This is a genomic window from Pseudomonas sp. JS3066 (assembly GCF_036328175.1).
In the GTDB taxonomy this organism is placed as follows: domain Bacteria; phylum Pseudomonadota; class Gammaproteobacteria; order Pseudomonadales; family Pseudomonadaceae; genus Metapseudomonas.
In genome coordinates, this window is sequence record NZ_CP143312.1 from 4,523,501 (window position 1) to 4,538,122 (window position 14,622).

Annotated in this window: 15 protein-coding genes; 9 read left to right on the forward strand and 6 right to left on the reverse strand. The window is 61.7% G+C overall.

The annotated features are described in order from the left end of the window. Window positions 1-2: 2 nt before the first annotated feature. From SA496_RS21385 to SA496_RS21400, 4 genes are all read left to right on the forward strand, one after another. Window positions 3-1,430, forward strand: a complete 1,428-nt coding sequence (locus tag SA496_RS21385; RefSeq protein WP_330114431.1) for a type II secretion system protein GspD — start codon at window positions 3-5, stop codon at window positions 1,428-1,430. A gap of 14 nt (window positions 1,431-1,444) precedes the next feature. Beyond that, the gene (locus tag SA496_RS21390; protein WP_330114432.1) at window positions 1,445-2,713 is read left to right on the forward strand and encodes a hypothetical protein; all 1,269 of its coding nucleotides are present in this window, start codon (window positions 1,445-1,447) and stop codon (window positions 2,711-2,713) included. After that, entirely contained in the window at window positions 2,710-3,702 is a 993-nt protein-coding gene (locus SA496_RS21395; protein ID WP_330114433.1) for a phage integrase, read from the forward strand. The genes SA496_RS21390 and SA496_RS21395 overlap by 4 nt, the downstream gene beginning before the upstream one ends. 152 nt (window positions 3,703-3,854) lie before the next feature. Continuing rightward, on the forward strand, window positions 3,855-5,018 hold the full coding sequence (locus SA496_RS21400; RefSeq protein ID WP_120654631.1) for a 1-acyl-sn-glycerol-3-phosphate acyltransferase: 1,164 nt from the start codon (window positions 3,855-3,857) through the stop codon (window positions 5,016-5,018). A 167-nt stretch (window positions 5,019-5,185) separates the two neighbouring features. Here the strand turns inward: SA496_RS21400 and SA496_RS21405 are convergent, their stop codons facing one another. Together SA496_RS21405 and SA496_RS21410 are read right to left on the reverse strand one after the other, a co-directional pair. Beyond that, window positions 5,186-5,464 carry a hypothetical protein gene (locus tag SA496_RS21405; RefSeq protein ID WP_120654630.1) on the reverse strand — a complete coding sequence of 93 codons (279 nt, stop codon included), beginning with the start codon at window positions 5,462-5,464 and terminating at the stop codon, window positions 5,186-5,188. Window positions 5,465-5,687: 223 nt separating this feature from the next. Next, window positions 5,688-6,272, reverse strand: a complete 585-nt coding sequence (locus SA496_RS21410; RefSeq protein ID WP_120654629.1) for a YajG family lipoprotein — start codon at window positions 6,270-6,272, stop codon at window positions 5,688-5,690. 176 nt (window positions 6,273-6,448) lie between these two features. On the opposite strand from SA496_RS21410, the gene SA496_RS21415 reads away from it, so the two are divergent. Both SA496_RS21415 and mqo read left to right on the forward strand, forming a co-directional pair. Then, the gene (locus SA496_RS21415; RefSeq protein WP_330114434.1) at window positions 6,449-6,682 is read left to right on the forward strand and encodes a hypothetical protein; all 234 of its coding nucleotides are present in this window, start codon (window positions 6,449-6,451) and stop codon (window positions 6,680-6,682) included. Between the two features lie 353 nt (window positions 6,683-7,035). Next, a complete protein-coding gene (mqo, locus tag SA496_RS21420) occupies window positions 7,036-8,553 on the forward strand; it encodes a malate dehydrogenase (quinone) (protein ID WP_153918510.1) in 1,518 nt (505 codons plus the stop codon). 120 nt (window positions 8,554-8,673) lie between these two features. On the opposite strand, the gene SA496_RS21425 is transcribed toward mqo, so the two are convergent. Both SA496_RS21425 and SA496_RS21430 read right to left on the reverse strand, forming a co-directional pair. After that, a complete protein-coding gene (locus SA496_RS21425; protein WP_120654626.1) occupies window positions 8,674-8,961 on the reverse strand; it encodes a PA4642 family protein in 288 nt (95 codons plus the stop codon). Window positions 8,962-9,024: 63 nt separating this feature from the next. Beyond that, window positions 9,025-9,513: a hypothetical protein gene (locus tag SA496_RS21430; RefSeq protein WP_120654625.1), complete on the reverse strand. Its 489-nt coding sequence runs from the start codon at window positions 9,511-9,513 to the stop codon at window positions 9,025-9,027. 126 nt (window positions 9,514-9,639) lie between these two features. On the opposite strand from SA496_RS21430, the gene dauA reads away from it, so the two are divergent. Continuing rightward, window positions 9,640-11,394, forward strand: coding sequence for a C4-dicarboxylic acid transporter DauA (dauA, locus tag SA496_RS21435; protein ID WP_120654624.1), 1,755 nt, complete (start codon window positions 9,640-9,642; stop codon window positions 11,392-11,394). Here dauA and SA496_RS21440 read toward each other — a convergent pair. Both SA496_RS21440 and SA496_RS21445 read right to left on the reverse strand, forming a co-directional pair. Continuing rightward, window positions 11,361-11,834: a WbuC family cupin fold metalloprotein gene (locus SA496_RS21440; protein ID WP_330114435.1), complete on the reverse strand. Its 474-nt coding sequence runs from the start codon at window positions 11,832-11,834 to the stop codon at window positions 11,361-11,363. The genes dauA and SA496_RS21440 overlap by 34 nt on opposite strands. 3 nt (window positions 11,835-11,837) lie before the next feature. Continuing rightward, window positions 11,838-12,395: a hypoxanthine-guanine phosphoribosyltransferase gene (locus SA496_RS21445; RefSeq protein ID WP_120654622.1), complete on the reverse strand. Its 558-nt coding sequence runs from the start codon at window positions 12,393-12,395 to the stop codon at window positions 11,838-11,840. A 278-nt stretch (window positions 12,396-12,673) separates the two neighbouring features. Here SA496_RS21445 and upp point away from each other — a divergent pair, with 278 nt between their 5' ends. Beyond that, on the forward strand, window positions 12,674-13,312 hold the full coding sequence (upp, locus tag SA496_RS21450; protein ID WP_120654621.1) for a uracil phosphoribosyltransferase: 639 nt from the start codon (window positions 12,674-12,676) through the stop codon (window positions 13,310-13,312). A 3-nt stretch (window positions 13,313-13,315) separates the two neighbouring features. Further along, the gene (locus SA496_RS21455) at window positions 13,316-14,593 is read left to right on the forward strand and encodes a uracil-xanthine permease family protein (RefSeq protein WP_120654620.1); all 1,278 of its coding nucleotides are present in this window, start codon (window positions 13,316-13,318) and stop codon (window positions 14,591-14,593) included. The last annotated feature ends 29 nt before the right edge of the window (window positions 14,594-14,622 follow it).

The following is a 14,622-nucleotide window of genomic DNA, read 5'->3' on the forward strand; positions in this document are numbered from 1 at the left end:
TTATGTCTTTTAGGGATTTAGTAGAATTATTGCAGGCTGCATTCCTTGCGGTTTTTTTTGCGATTGTCGTTCTGGTATTTGCTCCTGAGTCTGAGGCGACGGAGCGGGTAGAACTATACGACGCGACTTTGCAAGACTTCGTGGAGTGGTCCGCTGTTCAGCTCAATAAATCAGTGGTGGTCGGGGCGGACATTCGCTCTGCACCGATTTCGATCTTCGCCACCTACAGCGGCCCGAAAGAGTTGGAGCAACTCCTAGAGAATGCGGTGGTGTCCTCCGGTTTTCACTTTTCGTCCACGCCGGGGGCGTTGCGGATTAGCGCTCAGGCGGTCGAAGAGTCCCCCGACCTTGTAACTGAGGTGTTCCAGCTTCAGCACCTGCAATCCGACTTTGCCCATGCGGCGGTAAGGGATGTGCTGTCGTCGCGCTCTGAGGGCAAGGAAGGGGCGGCGGTGCAAACCATGGTTAGCCCCTCCCCTACGTCTAATGCGTTGATCGTCACCGGCACCCGCTCCCAATTGGATGTGATTAGGCAAGTGGTCGCGGAAATTGACCGGCCTCGTCGGCAGGTGATCATCACAGCGGTGGTGGCGGAGCTGGCCGACGATGATTTCGAAGCCCTGGGGCTTAATGTCGGCTTGGATTCGGATCGCACCGATATCGCGGGGGTGTCGTTGCGCGAGTCGGACAAATCCGATCTTGGCTTTAGCCTGACGTTCTCCGGCCCTACTCTTTCGGCGTTCCTTAAGGCGGTGAAGACCACGGGTAATAACCGCATTCTCTCCACGCCCCAGCTGCTCACGCTCAACCGGGAATCCGCCTCCATCGTCGTCGGCCAGAATGTCCCCTTCATCACCGGCCAAACCACCAGCGGCGCCACGCCGGCTTCAGATCCGTTCCAAACCATTGTTCGTCAGGATGTGGGCGTGACGCTGGAGGTCACCCCGTTCATCACGCCAGCCGATGCCATAGAGCTGGAGGTGAGCCAAACCGCCTCCAGCGTTTCGGATGATCGAACGGCGGCAGACATCATCACCAACACGCGCCGGATCACCACCAAGGTTCAGCTTCGCAGTGGGGAGGGCGTGCTGCTCGGGGGATTGCGCTCTGAGCAGGTGGATAAGTCCGTGTCGTCCATTCCGTTCCTTTCGGACGTGCCCGTAATCGGTCCTATTTTCCGTTCTACGACGAGTCGCGCCAAGGCTACCAATCTGGTCGTCCTGCTCACCGCGCGCATTCATGGGGCCTCTGATGGCGTTTCCCTGCGTGATCCTGTTCGCCCTCTCGTGTTGCCCGCGCTGAGCGTGGCCGGCCCGGGAATCGGCGCAGCCGGTGACGGGGCCGGCCTAGCGAAGGCGCGCCCCACTGACGCCCCTGTAACACGTCAGATAAACCAACCAGAAACCGACACAAAGTCGAACAATCTCTAAAAAAAGGACTGCCGATGGCTAGCAAGGCTGCTGTTGATATGAACCGTGTAGAGCAGTTTTCCCGCGTCTTTGTTGATCCGGGTTCGGCTGCGATTTTTGATTTGTCGTCGGTTCGGTTGCTGCGCTGTGCGGTGGATACCGTTCGCCAGCTTTATCACGGGCTGATTCGCCCTGAGGTGCTGGCTCTGTTCGAAGAGCCGGGCATGGTTGAGTTTGCCGGGCACAAGTGGCACGCCGGTCGGGTTGGGCGTGATTCGGGTTATCAATTCAAGCTCCAGAATGCCGACCTCGGCTTCATTCTGCTGATCAAGGCCTTCAGCAAAAAGGCCGACAGCATTGGGCCGCACCTCAAGATCGAAGTGAGCCCGCACGCTATCGATTTCTTTTCCCCGGAGCGTTTGCAGGAATACCTGGATCGCTTCGCCTCGGCGGTAATGACGCATGTTTCCCCAAATCAATGCGCGGTGCATTTGGCCTTGGACGTGCAAGGTTGGAATCCGCCTGCTGATCTCGTCGCTCGGCTGCATTGCCGGGCCCGTGCTCAACGCACTGTTACTGGCATTGATCAAATTCATTGGGCGTCCAATGCCTCGGTCTACGGTCGTGGGGAAACATTCCTGTTTGGTTCGCCGGACGGGGTTCAGCTCTGCATCTACAACAAAACCGATCAGGCTAAATCCACCGACAAACTGGACTACTGGCAAGCGGTCTGGCGTCGTTCGGATAACCCCTTCGACGTTGAGGATTCCTACAACTACGACGCGACCTTGCCGGTTTGGCGGGTTGAGCTGCGCTACCACCATTCGATTGTCCAGCAGTTTGCGGACGGCTCCGCTGATTTTGCGACTGGGGCAATGATCGATACGCATACCTTTGTCGAGCTGGCGAGCCATCTGGATGGCCTGTGGCGCTATGGTCTGGAGGCGTTTCGCTTGGTTCACCGTCCGGGCTATCTGGAGCCTTTCTGGTCGTTGATTCGTCAGGATGTGCGGGTGTCGGTGGAGGCCGAATCCCTGATCGATAAGACCGGCTACAAGCGTCACTACAAGACCGCTACGGGGTTCAGCGGCAAGAATGTTGAACTCTTCATTGGTAACTTCGTGTCCCTCTTGGCGCGGGAACGTCACGGCGCAAAGAAGGCGTTTGCACGGTTGAAAGAGTGGGAATGCTGGCCGGTGATTCGCGACCACTACGCAGCCAAGGGAAAGGGTGAAAAGGCTCTCTATGAGCATATCCGCGACCTGCTGGAGGAACGGCATGTTCGGTGGGGGCGTGCGATATGACGGTGAAGAAACAACCTGACGGAACATGGTCCGTTGATTTCTACGTCGATGGTCGTGGTAGTCGGCGGGTGCGTCGTGGTGGTTTCCGTAGCAAGGCACACGCGCAACGGTTTGAACGGGATTACGTGGTGTCCCCTGAGCCCGCTACGGGGCGTTTTTCTGGCTTGGTTGACCTCTGGTATCGGGTCTATGGCTGCACGCTGAAAAGCGGTCCTAGGCGCCTTGCTGCCCTGCGTCTGACGGTGGCGCGGTTGGGTGATCCTTACGTCTCGGAATTCACCTCGTCGCTCTGGTCGAATTACCGGACGCGGCGCATGAAGGAGGTGATTCCGGCGACGATGAACATTGAACAGCTCTACGTTTCGTCGGTGTTCGCGGAGCTGATTCGGCAGGGTCACTATCAGGGGGTTAACCCGCTGTCTCAGATTAAGCTGTTCAAGGTCGATCAGAAGCCCTTGGCGTTCCTGTCCTTTGAGCAGATAGACCAGCTCCTAGGAGAGCTGCGCAATTCGACCAATCCCTATGTCCTGATGATTGCTCGCATTGCTTTGGCCACGGGTGCGCGCTGGTCTGAGGCGCAAAACCTGCGGCGTTCTCAGGTGCTGGGGGATCGGATCGTTTTTTCGGCAACCAAGAACGGCAAGCTTCGTACCGTGCCGGTTGATCCTGAGTTGCTGCGGGAAGCGTTGGCGCTGGCTTTGCCCTCGGATCGGATGTTTGGTCCGGCTCGGGGTGCTTATGAACGGGCTTATCTGCGCTGTGGCTTTGAGACGCCTGGGCAATTGACGCACATGCTGCGCCATACCTTCGCGTCGCATTTCGTGATGGCTGGCGGTGACCTGCGGACGCTGAAAGATATCTTAGGGCATGCCGATATTACGACGACGATGCTGTATGCCCACCTTGCACCGGAGTATCTGGACAAGGCGCGGTCGCTGAACCCGTTGGCCCTCGCTTCGATGCGTGGACAGGGTGTAGTCAATTCGTAGGCAATTTCGTGGAGGGGTCTTGCTGAGGTGCTGATTTGGCGGGGCTTCTGCGGGATTGCTGTGATTAGCCTGTATAATCGCCGGTCTATTTGACGCCCCGTATGACGGGGCCTCCATCCTTTATCCAGCCGATTCCAGAACAAGAGTGACCAATGGGCGAATTTGAAGCCATCCGACCCTATGACGATGCCGAGGTCCCGGCGGTGCTTGCGCGCCTCTTTGCCGACGACGCCTTCCTCGGCACCCTCACCCGCTATCGTTTCCCGAAACTGGCGGGCCCGCTGGGCTGGCTCCTCAAGCCTGTTATAGCTCATCGGCTGCGCAGCGAGTTCGCGAGCATCAACTCGGTGGCGGCCTTGCAAGACCGCATTGAGCCCTATGTGGACAACACCATCGAGCGCGCTACCGATGGCGTGACCTATTCCGGCGTGGAGCGCCTGAAGCCGGGTACCGCCTACCTGTTCCTGGCCAACCACCGCGACATCGTGATGGACCCGGCCTTCGTCAACTACGCCGTGTACCACGCAGGGCTGCCGACGCCACGCATCGCCATTGGCGACAACCTGCTGCAGAAGCCCTTCGTCAGTGACCTGATGCGCCTGAACAAGAGCTTCATCGTGCATCGCAACCTCGCCGGGCGCCGCGAGAAGCTGGCGGCGTTCCAGTTGCTGTCGGCGTACATCAACCATTCGATCCAGAAGGATGGTCAGTCGATCTGGATCGCCCAGGCCGAAGGCCGCGCGAAGGACGGAGACGATCGCACCGATTCGGCGATCCTCAAGATGTTCCACATGAGCCGCAAGGACGAAGCGTTCGCCGACGTCATTCGTGACCTGCACCTGATCCCGGTCTCCATCAGCTACGAATACGATCCGTGCGACCAGGCCAAGGCCCGCGAACTGCAGGTCCGCGCCAGCACCGGCAGCTACGCAAAGGCCCCTGGTGAGGACGATGCGAGCATTGCCCTCGGGATCACCGGCTACAAAGGCCGCGTGCACATCACCTTCGGCAGCGAAATCGGCAGCTCCAGCGAGGACGCCAAGCAACTGGCCCAGGAAATCGACAAGCAGATCCTCGGTGGCTATCGCCTGTTCCCTGTGCATTACCTGGCCTACGCCATGTGGGGCGAGCGCGCCCCCGATCTGCACGTACCGACTGCCGCCGATATCTTCAAAGGCGATGAACTGGCTCGCGCCCAGGCCGAGTGGCAGAAGCGTCTTGACGCTTGCCCGGAGGAGCAGCGTCCTTACCTGATCCAGCAATACGCCACCCCCGTACGCAATCAGTACCGGATCAAGGCAGGACTGCCCCTGTAAGGCGGAGTCAGAATGCAAAACGGCGACCCTGGGGTCGCCGTTTTTTATTGAGCAAGAGGCACCGGAACCTGTTCACGAGCTGGTGGCTGAGGGCGCGAAGTAAATGAGCAGCCCGAAGCCAAATTCAACGCACTCATTCCAACGTGCAACAGGTCGTGGGCAAGTTCTCAGAGTTGGGTACTGGCCCAGGACACCCCCAGGGCCACCGCCAGGCTGAAATAGCCGAAGGCGTAAAAGAAGCGGTTCAGACGCCGGGCACCGTCATCCTGCATATCGGCCGCTTCGTCGAGTTCGCTGTCGGCAACCAGGCGGGCAATGGAACGCTGTTCCCGCAGCCGGGTAGCCAGCAGCACCCAGGCACCAGCACAAGCAAAGAACACGGCCAGGCCATTGACGACCTGTGCGGGGTGGGCCAGGAACATGGCCCAAAGCGCCTGCAGCGACATCTCAAACTCCGCTTCAGGCGGTGCGACCATGCACTCAACCTGCAAGACAAATATCTGCCCACCCTGATCCGGGGGGTCTATCGGAAGACGCGAGTTTACCGAAACCGACGCCCGCCCATTCGCTCCTTCCGACGAATGCCGCCGGACTCGCGGAAGACCTCACGCGAGTCCGGAGGCAAGAAAAAGCCCGGCGCGTGGCCGGGCTCTCTCGGACAAGGTCCGCTTACTGCTGAGACAGAACCTGACCGATGGTCGGGTCCTTGAAAGCTCGGGTCATCGCATCGCTCAGCACATCGGTTACCAACTTGGTGTTGGTCTGCTGGTTCGGCGCGGTACCGAAGCGCTGGTTCAGCGAGGCGCCGTACTTGCCGCTGTAGCGGCGGCTGCTGTTCTGCACGTCGACGCGGAAACTGGCACTGATGTTCGCCTCGGTGACGTAGGTCTCCTTGGGAGACTGGTACTTCAGGTCAGCCAGGGTCAGGGTCAGTTGCGGAGCGTTGTAGGCGTTCGGCGACGGGGTGAAGCCCAACAAGCGCACAGCGGCCTCGGCCTCGGCTTGCAGACGCGGCAGGATGTCCTGGCCCTGCACGCTGATGGCACTGGTATCGGCATAGATACCGCCACGGGTGCCGAGAACCGGAGAAGGACGACCGTCAGCAACACGCACCACCACCGGCTGGCCCTGGCCTACAGGAGTCAACGGGCCGGTCAGCTTGGGTTGCGGGCTGAGTTGTTGCGGACTGAGGGCACAGCCGACCAGGGTCAGGCTGAGGGCGGCCAGCAGGCCAAGCAACGGGCGTTTCAGCATGCTTTATCTCTCCAGGAGTGAAGGCAAAACGGCCGGCAGTATAACCACCCGACCGAGGTACTGACAGAGCGCCAGTCCCCATGCAATGTCAGACCGCCATCCTCGGGTGCGGTTCCTGTCATTCCCCTGTCACGCCCCCCTGGCATAAAGGCGTCAGTCCCACAGGAGTAGTCAGGATGTTCCTTCTCTGGTCCATGCTCGCCCGCCGCCCGCAACACCGCAGTTTCGCCCTTGTGGATAACGCGGGGATCTGCCGTGGCCTGCACCACGGAGTCGACCGTCCGACCAGCGGCAACTGGGTGGAAGTGAGCGAAACCAGTCTCGCCTGGCTCGACCAGCCCCTGCCCGCCAGCGCCCGCGTCGCACCGGTCGTCAGACAGCCTTCGCGCCGCAACGCGTTGGCAGCCTGACCGGTGGATGAATAAAAGTCACACCGAGCGCCCTATTCCGTCCATTTCATCGTTATAATCGCCCCCCGATTATAAGGTCGTCTCCTGATCGGGCCTCGCAACACCGCACCTCGCGCCAGCTTGGGCATCCGCACAGCCCCACAGAGAGCCGTCCACTTTTCGCGCTGCCACTTGTTGGCTTGCCGCATCCTTCCGCCCGAATTGCAAACGCTTTTTTGCAGGGACGCATGCGTAGCAACACGTATGCAGACGGAAGCGGCCTGCCTGGGGGTAGCCGATCCTTTTGAGGTTCACGTCTCCAAAAGAGCGTGAGATGACGGTTTTTCACTACTTCACAAGAGAGTGGCGAGCAAATGGCGCAAAACGATTACGAAGCAGTGGACGTGTTGCTGGTCGGGGCCGGCATCATGAGCGCTACGTTGGCGGTACTGCTTAAAGAGCTCGATCCCGGCATCAAGCTGGAGATCGCCGAACTCCGGGAATCGGGAGCCATCGAGAGCTCCAATCCCTGGAACAACGCAGGTACCGGCCATGCAGGCCTCTGCGAGCTGAACTACACGCCCCAGGCGGCCGATGGCTCCATCGACATCAAGAAGGCCGTCAACATCAACGCCCAGTTCGAGGTGTCCAAGCAGTTCTGGGCCTACATGAGCGGCAAGACCGCGTTCGGTTCGCCCAAGACTTTCATCAACGCCGTCCCGCACCTCTCGTTCGTGCGCGGAGAAAAGGACACGGCCTTCCTCAAGAAGCGTTTCGAGCTGCTCCGCCAGCACCACGCCTTCAGCGAGATGGAGTACACCGAAGACCGCGCCACCATGGCCAAATGGACGCCGCTGATGATGAAGGGACGCGATGCGTCCGAGAAAATCGCCGCGACCCGCGCCATGAACGGCACCGACGTCAATTTCGGCGCGGTCACCAATCAGCTGCTGCAGTACCTCTCCAGCCTGCAGGACACTCGCGTCAGCTATTTCCAGAAGGTCACCAACCTCAGTCGCACCGACGAAGGCTGGAAAGTCAGCATCAAGAACACCCAGACCGGCGCCAATCGTGAAGTGTCCGCGCGCTTCGTGTTCCTCGGTGCCGGCGGCGGCGCACTGCCGCTGCTGCAGCTCTCCGGTATCCCCGAAGGCAAGGGTTTCGGCGGCTTCCCGGTCAGCGGCCAGTGGCTGCGCTGCGATAACCCCGAAGTGGTCAAGCAGCACCAGGCCAAGGTCTACAGCCAGGCCGAAGTCGGCGCCCCGCCGATGTCCGTGCCGCATCTGGACACCCGCGTGGTCGACGGCAAGAAATCCCTGCTGTTCGGACCCTACGCCGGCTTCACCACCAAGTTCCTCAAGCACGGCTCCTTCATGGACCTGCCGCTCTCGGTACGTCCGAGCAACCTCGGCCCGATGCTGGCCGTGGCTCGCGACAACTTCGACCTGACCCGTTACCTGGTCAAGGAAGTGATGCAATCCCAGGAGCAGCGTCTGGATGCCCTGCGCAAGTTCTATCCGGACCTGAACCCGGCCGACTGGCGCCTGGAAGTGGCCGGCCAGCGCGTGCAGATCATCAAGAAGGACGCAGGCAAAGGCGGCATCCTGCAATTCGGTACCGAGCTGGTCTCGGCCGAAGACGGCAGCATCGCGGCACTGCTGGGCGCCTCCCCGGGCGCTTCGGTGACCGTTTCCATCATGCTCAACCTGATCGAGCGCTGCTTCGCCGAGCAGGCACGTTCCGAGCAGTGGACAGCCAAGCTGAAGGAAATCTTCCCGGCTCGCGAGAAGGTCCTGGAAAGCGACGCAGATCTGTACCGCGAGATCAGCGCCCGTTCCGATGCGGCACTTGGCCTGACAAACGTCAACACCGCGACCCAGAGCATCGCCTGAGCCTCGGCAGTACGCTGAAAGAAAAAACCGCCCTTCGGGGCGGTTTTTTTATGTGCGTTGTGCACTTCTCGCCCACAAAAAAGCCCGCTCGATGGCGGGCTCTCTCGTCTGCGCATGGGATTAGCCACGAGCGGCCTTGATCACTTCGATGTAGGGCTCGGCCTGGCGCTGGTCCTGGATCAGCGCGATGAAGTCGTTGCCCTTCTCATCCTTGGCGTCGAGGTCGTAGCCGGCCTCGACGAAAAAGCCGACGAAACGCTCGAAGTCGTCGATGCGCAGGCCACGGTATGCCTTGATCAGTTTGTGCAGCGAAGGCGGAGTGGAGTCGGCTGGCTCGACCGCGAGGAACAGCTTGATCGAGTCTTCGGAGATTTCTTCGCCAATCACCTGCTTCTTGTCTTTACGCATCGCTCACATCTCTCGGGCCGGGTATCACGGGGCGGGCAGTTTACCCCCGGCGGGCCTGCGCGCTCAACGCAGGCGTACTGCACCGCTGTGCAGGTCGGCCCAGACATGGCCGTTGGGGTAGCTGAGGAACTGGCAGTACACCGGTCCGTTGCGCAGCAGATCGAGCACAGCCGCGTACTGCGCCATCGGGTAATTCAGGCTGAGAATACGGGTTTGCGGGTCGTATCCGGGTTTCTTCAGGCTCTTGCCCTCGACGTCGAACTGGATCACCACCTGACGCACATCGGCGCCCTTGCTGAGCGGCTTCCCCTTTAGGCGCAGCACGGCAGGCGACGTGATGGGGATCGGCTGCTGGTTGGACTGACGCTGGCTACCCAGCACAACCGAGTACTCGGTGATCTGGATCAGTTGCTGCTGATCGGGCTGTTCCTGGCGCAGCGAGAGGTCGTCTGGCGGCAGGAACTGGGCGTGCATGGGGGTGTTTTCGGCGGCGGAGAGAGGCAGGCTCAGCACTAGGGCCAGGCAGGCCCCGATACGCAGGGGAAGGGACATCGACAACTCCGGATTCAGCGGGCGAACACTCTAGCACGGGGCTTTCGGACAGCGGCATTCGACCCTCGCCGACTTAACTTCCCGAGCCTGCCTCCTATACTCGGGGCCTCTGCCACAGGAGCGACCATGTCCCGATATCTGCCTCCCCTATTCGCGGCCTTGCGCCAAACGCTGCGCGATGGCTATTCGCTCGCCGACCTGCGTGGCGATCTCGCAGCCGGGACCACGGTCGGCATCATCGCCATCCCCCTGGCCATGGCACTGGCCATAGCAGTCGGCGTGGCGCCGCAACATGGCCTCTATACGGTACTGCTCGCGGCGCCGCTGATCGCCCTCACCGGCGGATCACGTTTCAACATTTCCGGGCCTACTGCTGCCTTCGTGGTGATCCTGTTGCCCATCACCCAGAAATTCGGCCTTGGCGGCCTGCTGCTCTGTACGTTGATGGCCGGACTGATTCTTATCGCCATGGGCCTGGCACGCTTTGGCCGGCTGATCCAGTTCATCCCCTACCCGGTGACCCTGGGTTTTACCGCCGGCATTGGAATCGTCATCGCCACCCTGCAGATCAAGGACCTGCTCGGTCTGCAGTTGGCCGAGTCGCCGCAGAACTACGTGGATCAATTGCACCTGCTGGCCGGCGCCCTGCCAACCGCACACCTGGGCGATGCCCTGGTGGCCATGGTCTGTTTCGCGGTGCTGGTGATCTGGCCGCGCCTGGTGCCCAAGGTGCCGGGTCATCTGGTAGCGCTGGCGCTGGGTGCCCTGCTCGGGCTGCTGATGGAAGCGATAGGTATTCCAGTCGCAACCCTGGGCGAACGCTTCAGTTACGCAGTGGATGGCATCAACCACCCTGGCATTCCACCGTTCCTGCCAACCTTCGCCTGGCCATGGATGCTGCCCGGCCCTGATGGCCAGCCCCTGGGCCTCTCGTTCGAATTGATTCGCCAGTTGCTCGCACCGGCCTTCGCAATCGCCATGCTCGGTGCCATCGAGTCTCTGCTTTGTGCCGTGGTGGCTGACGGTATGGCAGGCACGCGCCACGACCCCAATGCAGAATTGGTCGGCCAGGGTCTCGGCAACCTGGTTGCTCCGCTGTTCGGCGGCATCACCGCCACTGCGGCAATCGCCCGGAGCGCCGCCAACGTGCGCGCAGGTGCCCGTTCCCCCATCGCGGCCATCATCCACGCCGGCGTGGTATTGCTGGCCATGCTGCTGCTAGCGCCGTTGTTCAGCTACCTGCCCATGGCCGCGCTGGCGGCACTGCTGTTGATGGTTGCGTGGAACATGAGCGAAGCGCGACACGTGGTGCACACCCTGCGCATCGCCCCGCGCAACGACGTACTGGTCCTGCTCACCTGCCTGGTGCTGACGGTCCTGTTCGACATGGTGCTGGCAGTGGGTGTCGGCCTGCTGCTGGCTGCCGGCCTGTTCATCAAACGCATGAGCGACCTCACCGACGCTGCGCCCTTGCCCCGCCACTTCCACGAAGCCCTGCGCGATCTCCCTGAACAGGTGTTGGTCTACGCCATCCGTGGTCCGCTGTTCTTCGGCGCTGCGGAAAAGGCGTTGAGCGTGCTGCGCCGCTTCAATCCCGAGGTGAAGGTGGTGATCGTCGAGATGGCCGCGGTACCGATGCTGGACATGACCGCGCTGGCGGCCCTTGAAAACCTGCTGCACGACTACGCTCGCCAGGGCGTGGGATTGGTGCTTGTGGGCACTTCACCCCGTGTGCGGCTGAAACTACGCCGCGCCGGTGTACATCGGGAGAGTGGTCGCCTGGCCTACGTACAATCGTTGGAACAAGCACGGGCCAAGGCGATGCAGTGGCTGCAGGGCGATGCGCCTCAGGAGAACAACGAGCGCATCCAGGCCGAGTAATCGGCCACCCCTGGCTCGCCCTCACGGGGCGCCCATGCGGGCAGCTCGCCTTCGCCCACTGGGCGATAGGGGCCGGCCTTGCACTCGAACAGCAGGCTGTCCGGCTCCAGCACCACCAGCGCGTGGAACACGCCCGGCGGCAGGTCGACACCGACGCATTCGCCGCCCGCCGCCAGCTCGCGTTTGTCGACGACCTGGCCGTCCTCGTCGAAGATCAGCAGGCCCAGGCGCCCCTTGAGCACCAACAGGCTTTCCGCCTTGTCAGCGCTGAGGTGACGGTGCGGCGGGATGTAGGTTCCCGGCTGCAGCCCCACCGCCATGCGATGGCAAGGTTCTTCCATGGCATGGAAGTTATGGTGCTGGCGCTTGCGCGGATTCGCCGCGGATTTGTCGGCCAGTTCGGCGAAGAGGGCCTGATCAAGGAAGCGCGGCGATCTCATGACTCAGAGCCCCTTGACCGCGAAGATGCCGGCGGCGTTGCGCCAGTAGCCCTTGTAGTCCATGCCGTAGCCGAAGATGTAACGGTCTTCGCAGGGCAGGCCCACGTAGTTGGCCTTCAGGTCCGGACGGGCCTTGCGGTCGTGGGTCTTGTCGATCAGCACGGCGGTATGCACGTTGGCAGCGCCGGCGTGTTTGCAGAAATCGATGATGGCCGCCAGGGTGTGACCTTCGTCGAGGATGTCGTCGATGATCAACACGTCACGGTCGATGAAGGAGATTTCCGGCTTGGCCTTCCAGAACAGCTCACCGCCGCTGGTTTCATTGCGGTAGCGGGTGGCGTGCAGGTAGGACAGCTCCAGCGGGAAGTCCAGCTTGGGCAGCAGCTTGCCAGCGAAGATCAGACCACCGTTCATGACGCAGAACACCACCGGATTGCGCTCCGCCAGTTCGCCGTTGATGGCGATGGCGACCTGGGAGATGGCCGCCTCGACCTGGGCGTCGGTGTACAGGCAGTCGGCTTCGGCCCTTACCTGGCGGATGTGTGCGAGATCGGCGGACATGGCAATTCCTCTGGGTTCTGCGGGGAACAGGCAGGGTTCCCGGTGAAAACTTGAACGGGGCGTCAAGATAAAAGTCGGCAAAGGTACCCATCCGCCTGCCCCGGAGCAAGTCCCGACGGACGAGTGTCGACCATACTGCAGCAGGTTGCCGCCGCGTGTGACAGTTCCTTGCTTGACCGCGACATCAGTGCCCGGGACCCACCAGTCAGTGCAGCACAGCCTGTGATCAATGGATTAAGCTAACGCAATTTTTTGCCAGCCCGCCGGAGAACCCTCCCATGCCCATCCGTGAGATCCGCCATCCGCTGATCCGCCACAAGCTCGGCCTGATGCGCCGCGCCGACATCAGCACCAAGAACTTCCGCGAACTGGCACAGGAAGTCGGCGCCCTGCTGACTTACGAAGCGACCAACGACCTGCCCCTGGAAAACTACGAAATCCAGGGTTGGGCCGGCACCGTGCAGGTCGAGAAGATCGCCGGCAAGAAGATCACCGTGGTACCCATCCTGCGCGCCGGCATCGGCATGCTCGACGGTGTGCTCAGCCTGATTCCGGGCGCCAAGGTCAGCGCCGTGGGCGTGGCCCGCAACGAAGAAACCCTGGAAGCCCACACCTACCTGGAAAAGCTGGCACCGGAGATCGACGAGCGCCTGGCGCTGATCATCGATCCGATGCTCGCCACTGGCGGCTCCATGGTCGCCACCATCGACCTCCTCAAGCGCGCGGGCTGCAAGGAAATCCGCGCGATGGTGTTGGTCGCCGCCCCCGAAGGCATCAAGGTGGTCAACGATGCCCACCCGGACGTGATGATCTTCACCGCCTCAATCGATCAGAGACTCAACGAACACGGCTACATCATCCCGGGCCTCGGTGATGCGGGAGACAAGATCTTCGGCACCAAGCAGAAGGAAAACTGATCGATGAGCGACGAATTCAAGGACCCGCTCTGGCGCCAGGTCATTTCCGGCGCCCAGATGCTCTTCGTGGCCTTCGGCGCCCTGGTGCTGATGCCACTGATCACCGGACTGGACCCGAACGTAGCGCTCTTCACCGCCGGCCTCGGCACCCTGCTGTTCCAGTTGGTCACCGGGCGTCAGGTGCCGGTGTTCCTGGCATCCAGCTTCGCCTTCATCACTCCGATCATCCTCGCCAAGGGCCAGTTCGGCCTGGCCGCGACCATGGGCGGTGTGGTGGCGGCAGGCTTCGTCTACACCTTCCTCGGCCTCGCAGTGAAGATCAAAGGCACGGGCTTCATCGACCGCCTGCTGCCGCCAGTGGTGATCGGTCCCGTGGTGATCTCCATCGGCCTGGCCATGGCCCCCATCGCAGCCAACATGGCCATGGGCAAGGGTGGTGACGGCGCTGAGCTGATTCCCTACGCCACCGCCATGTGGATTTCCATGCCGGCACTGCTGACCACATTGATCGTCGCCGTGTTTGGCAAAGGCATCTTCCGCCTGGTGCCGATCATCTCCGGCGTGATCGTCGGCTTCGCCCTGTCGTTCTGGTTCGGTGTGGTCGACACCGCCAGGATCGCCGCCGCGCCCTGGCTGGAACTGCCGAACTTCACCGCCCCCGAGTTCAACCTGCAGGCCATCCTGTTCATTGTCCCGGTTGCCCTGGCCCCGGCCATTGAACACATCGGTGGCGTGATCGCGGTGGGCAGCGTGACCGGTCGCAACTACCTGAAGACGCCCGGCCTGCACCGCACGCTGCTCGGCGACGGCCTGGCCACTTCGGCAGCCGGCCTGTTCGGTGGTCCGCCGAACACCACGTATGCGGAAGTGACCGGCGCGGTGATGCTGACCAAGAACTACAACCCGAAGATCATGACCTGGGCAGCCGTCTTCGCCGTCGGCCTGGCCTTCATCGGCAAGTTCGGCGCCGTACTGCAGAGCATCCCGGTGCCAGTAATGGGCGGCATCCTCTGCCTGCTGTTCGGCTCCATCGCCGCGGTTGGCCTGAACACCATGATCCGCCACCAGGTGGACCTGGCCGAAGCGCGCAATCTGGTGATCGTGTCTGTCACCCTGGTATTCGGCATCGGCGGCATGCTGGTGGGCACCGGTACCGGCCAGGACGACTTCGGCCTTAAAGGCATCGCCCTCTGCGCCATCGTCGCCATCGCCCTCAACCTGATCCTGCCGGGCCACCAGACCTGGAAGCATCAGAGCCCGGACGACGCGCCGCATATCTGAGGCGCAAAATGAAAAAGCCCCGCAATCGC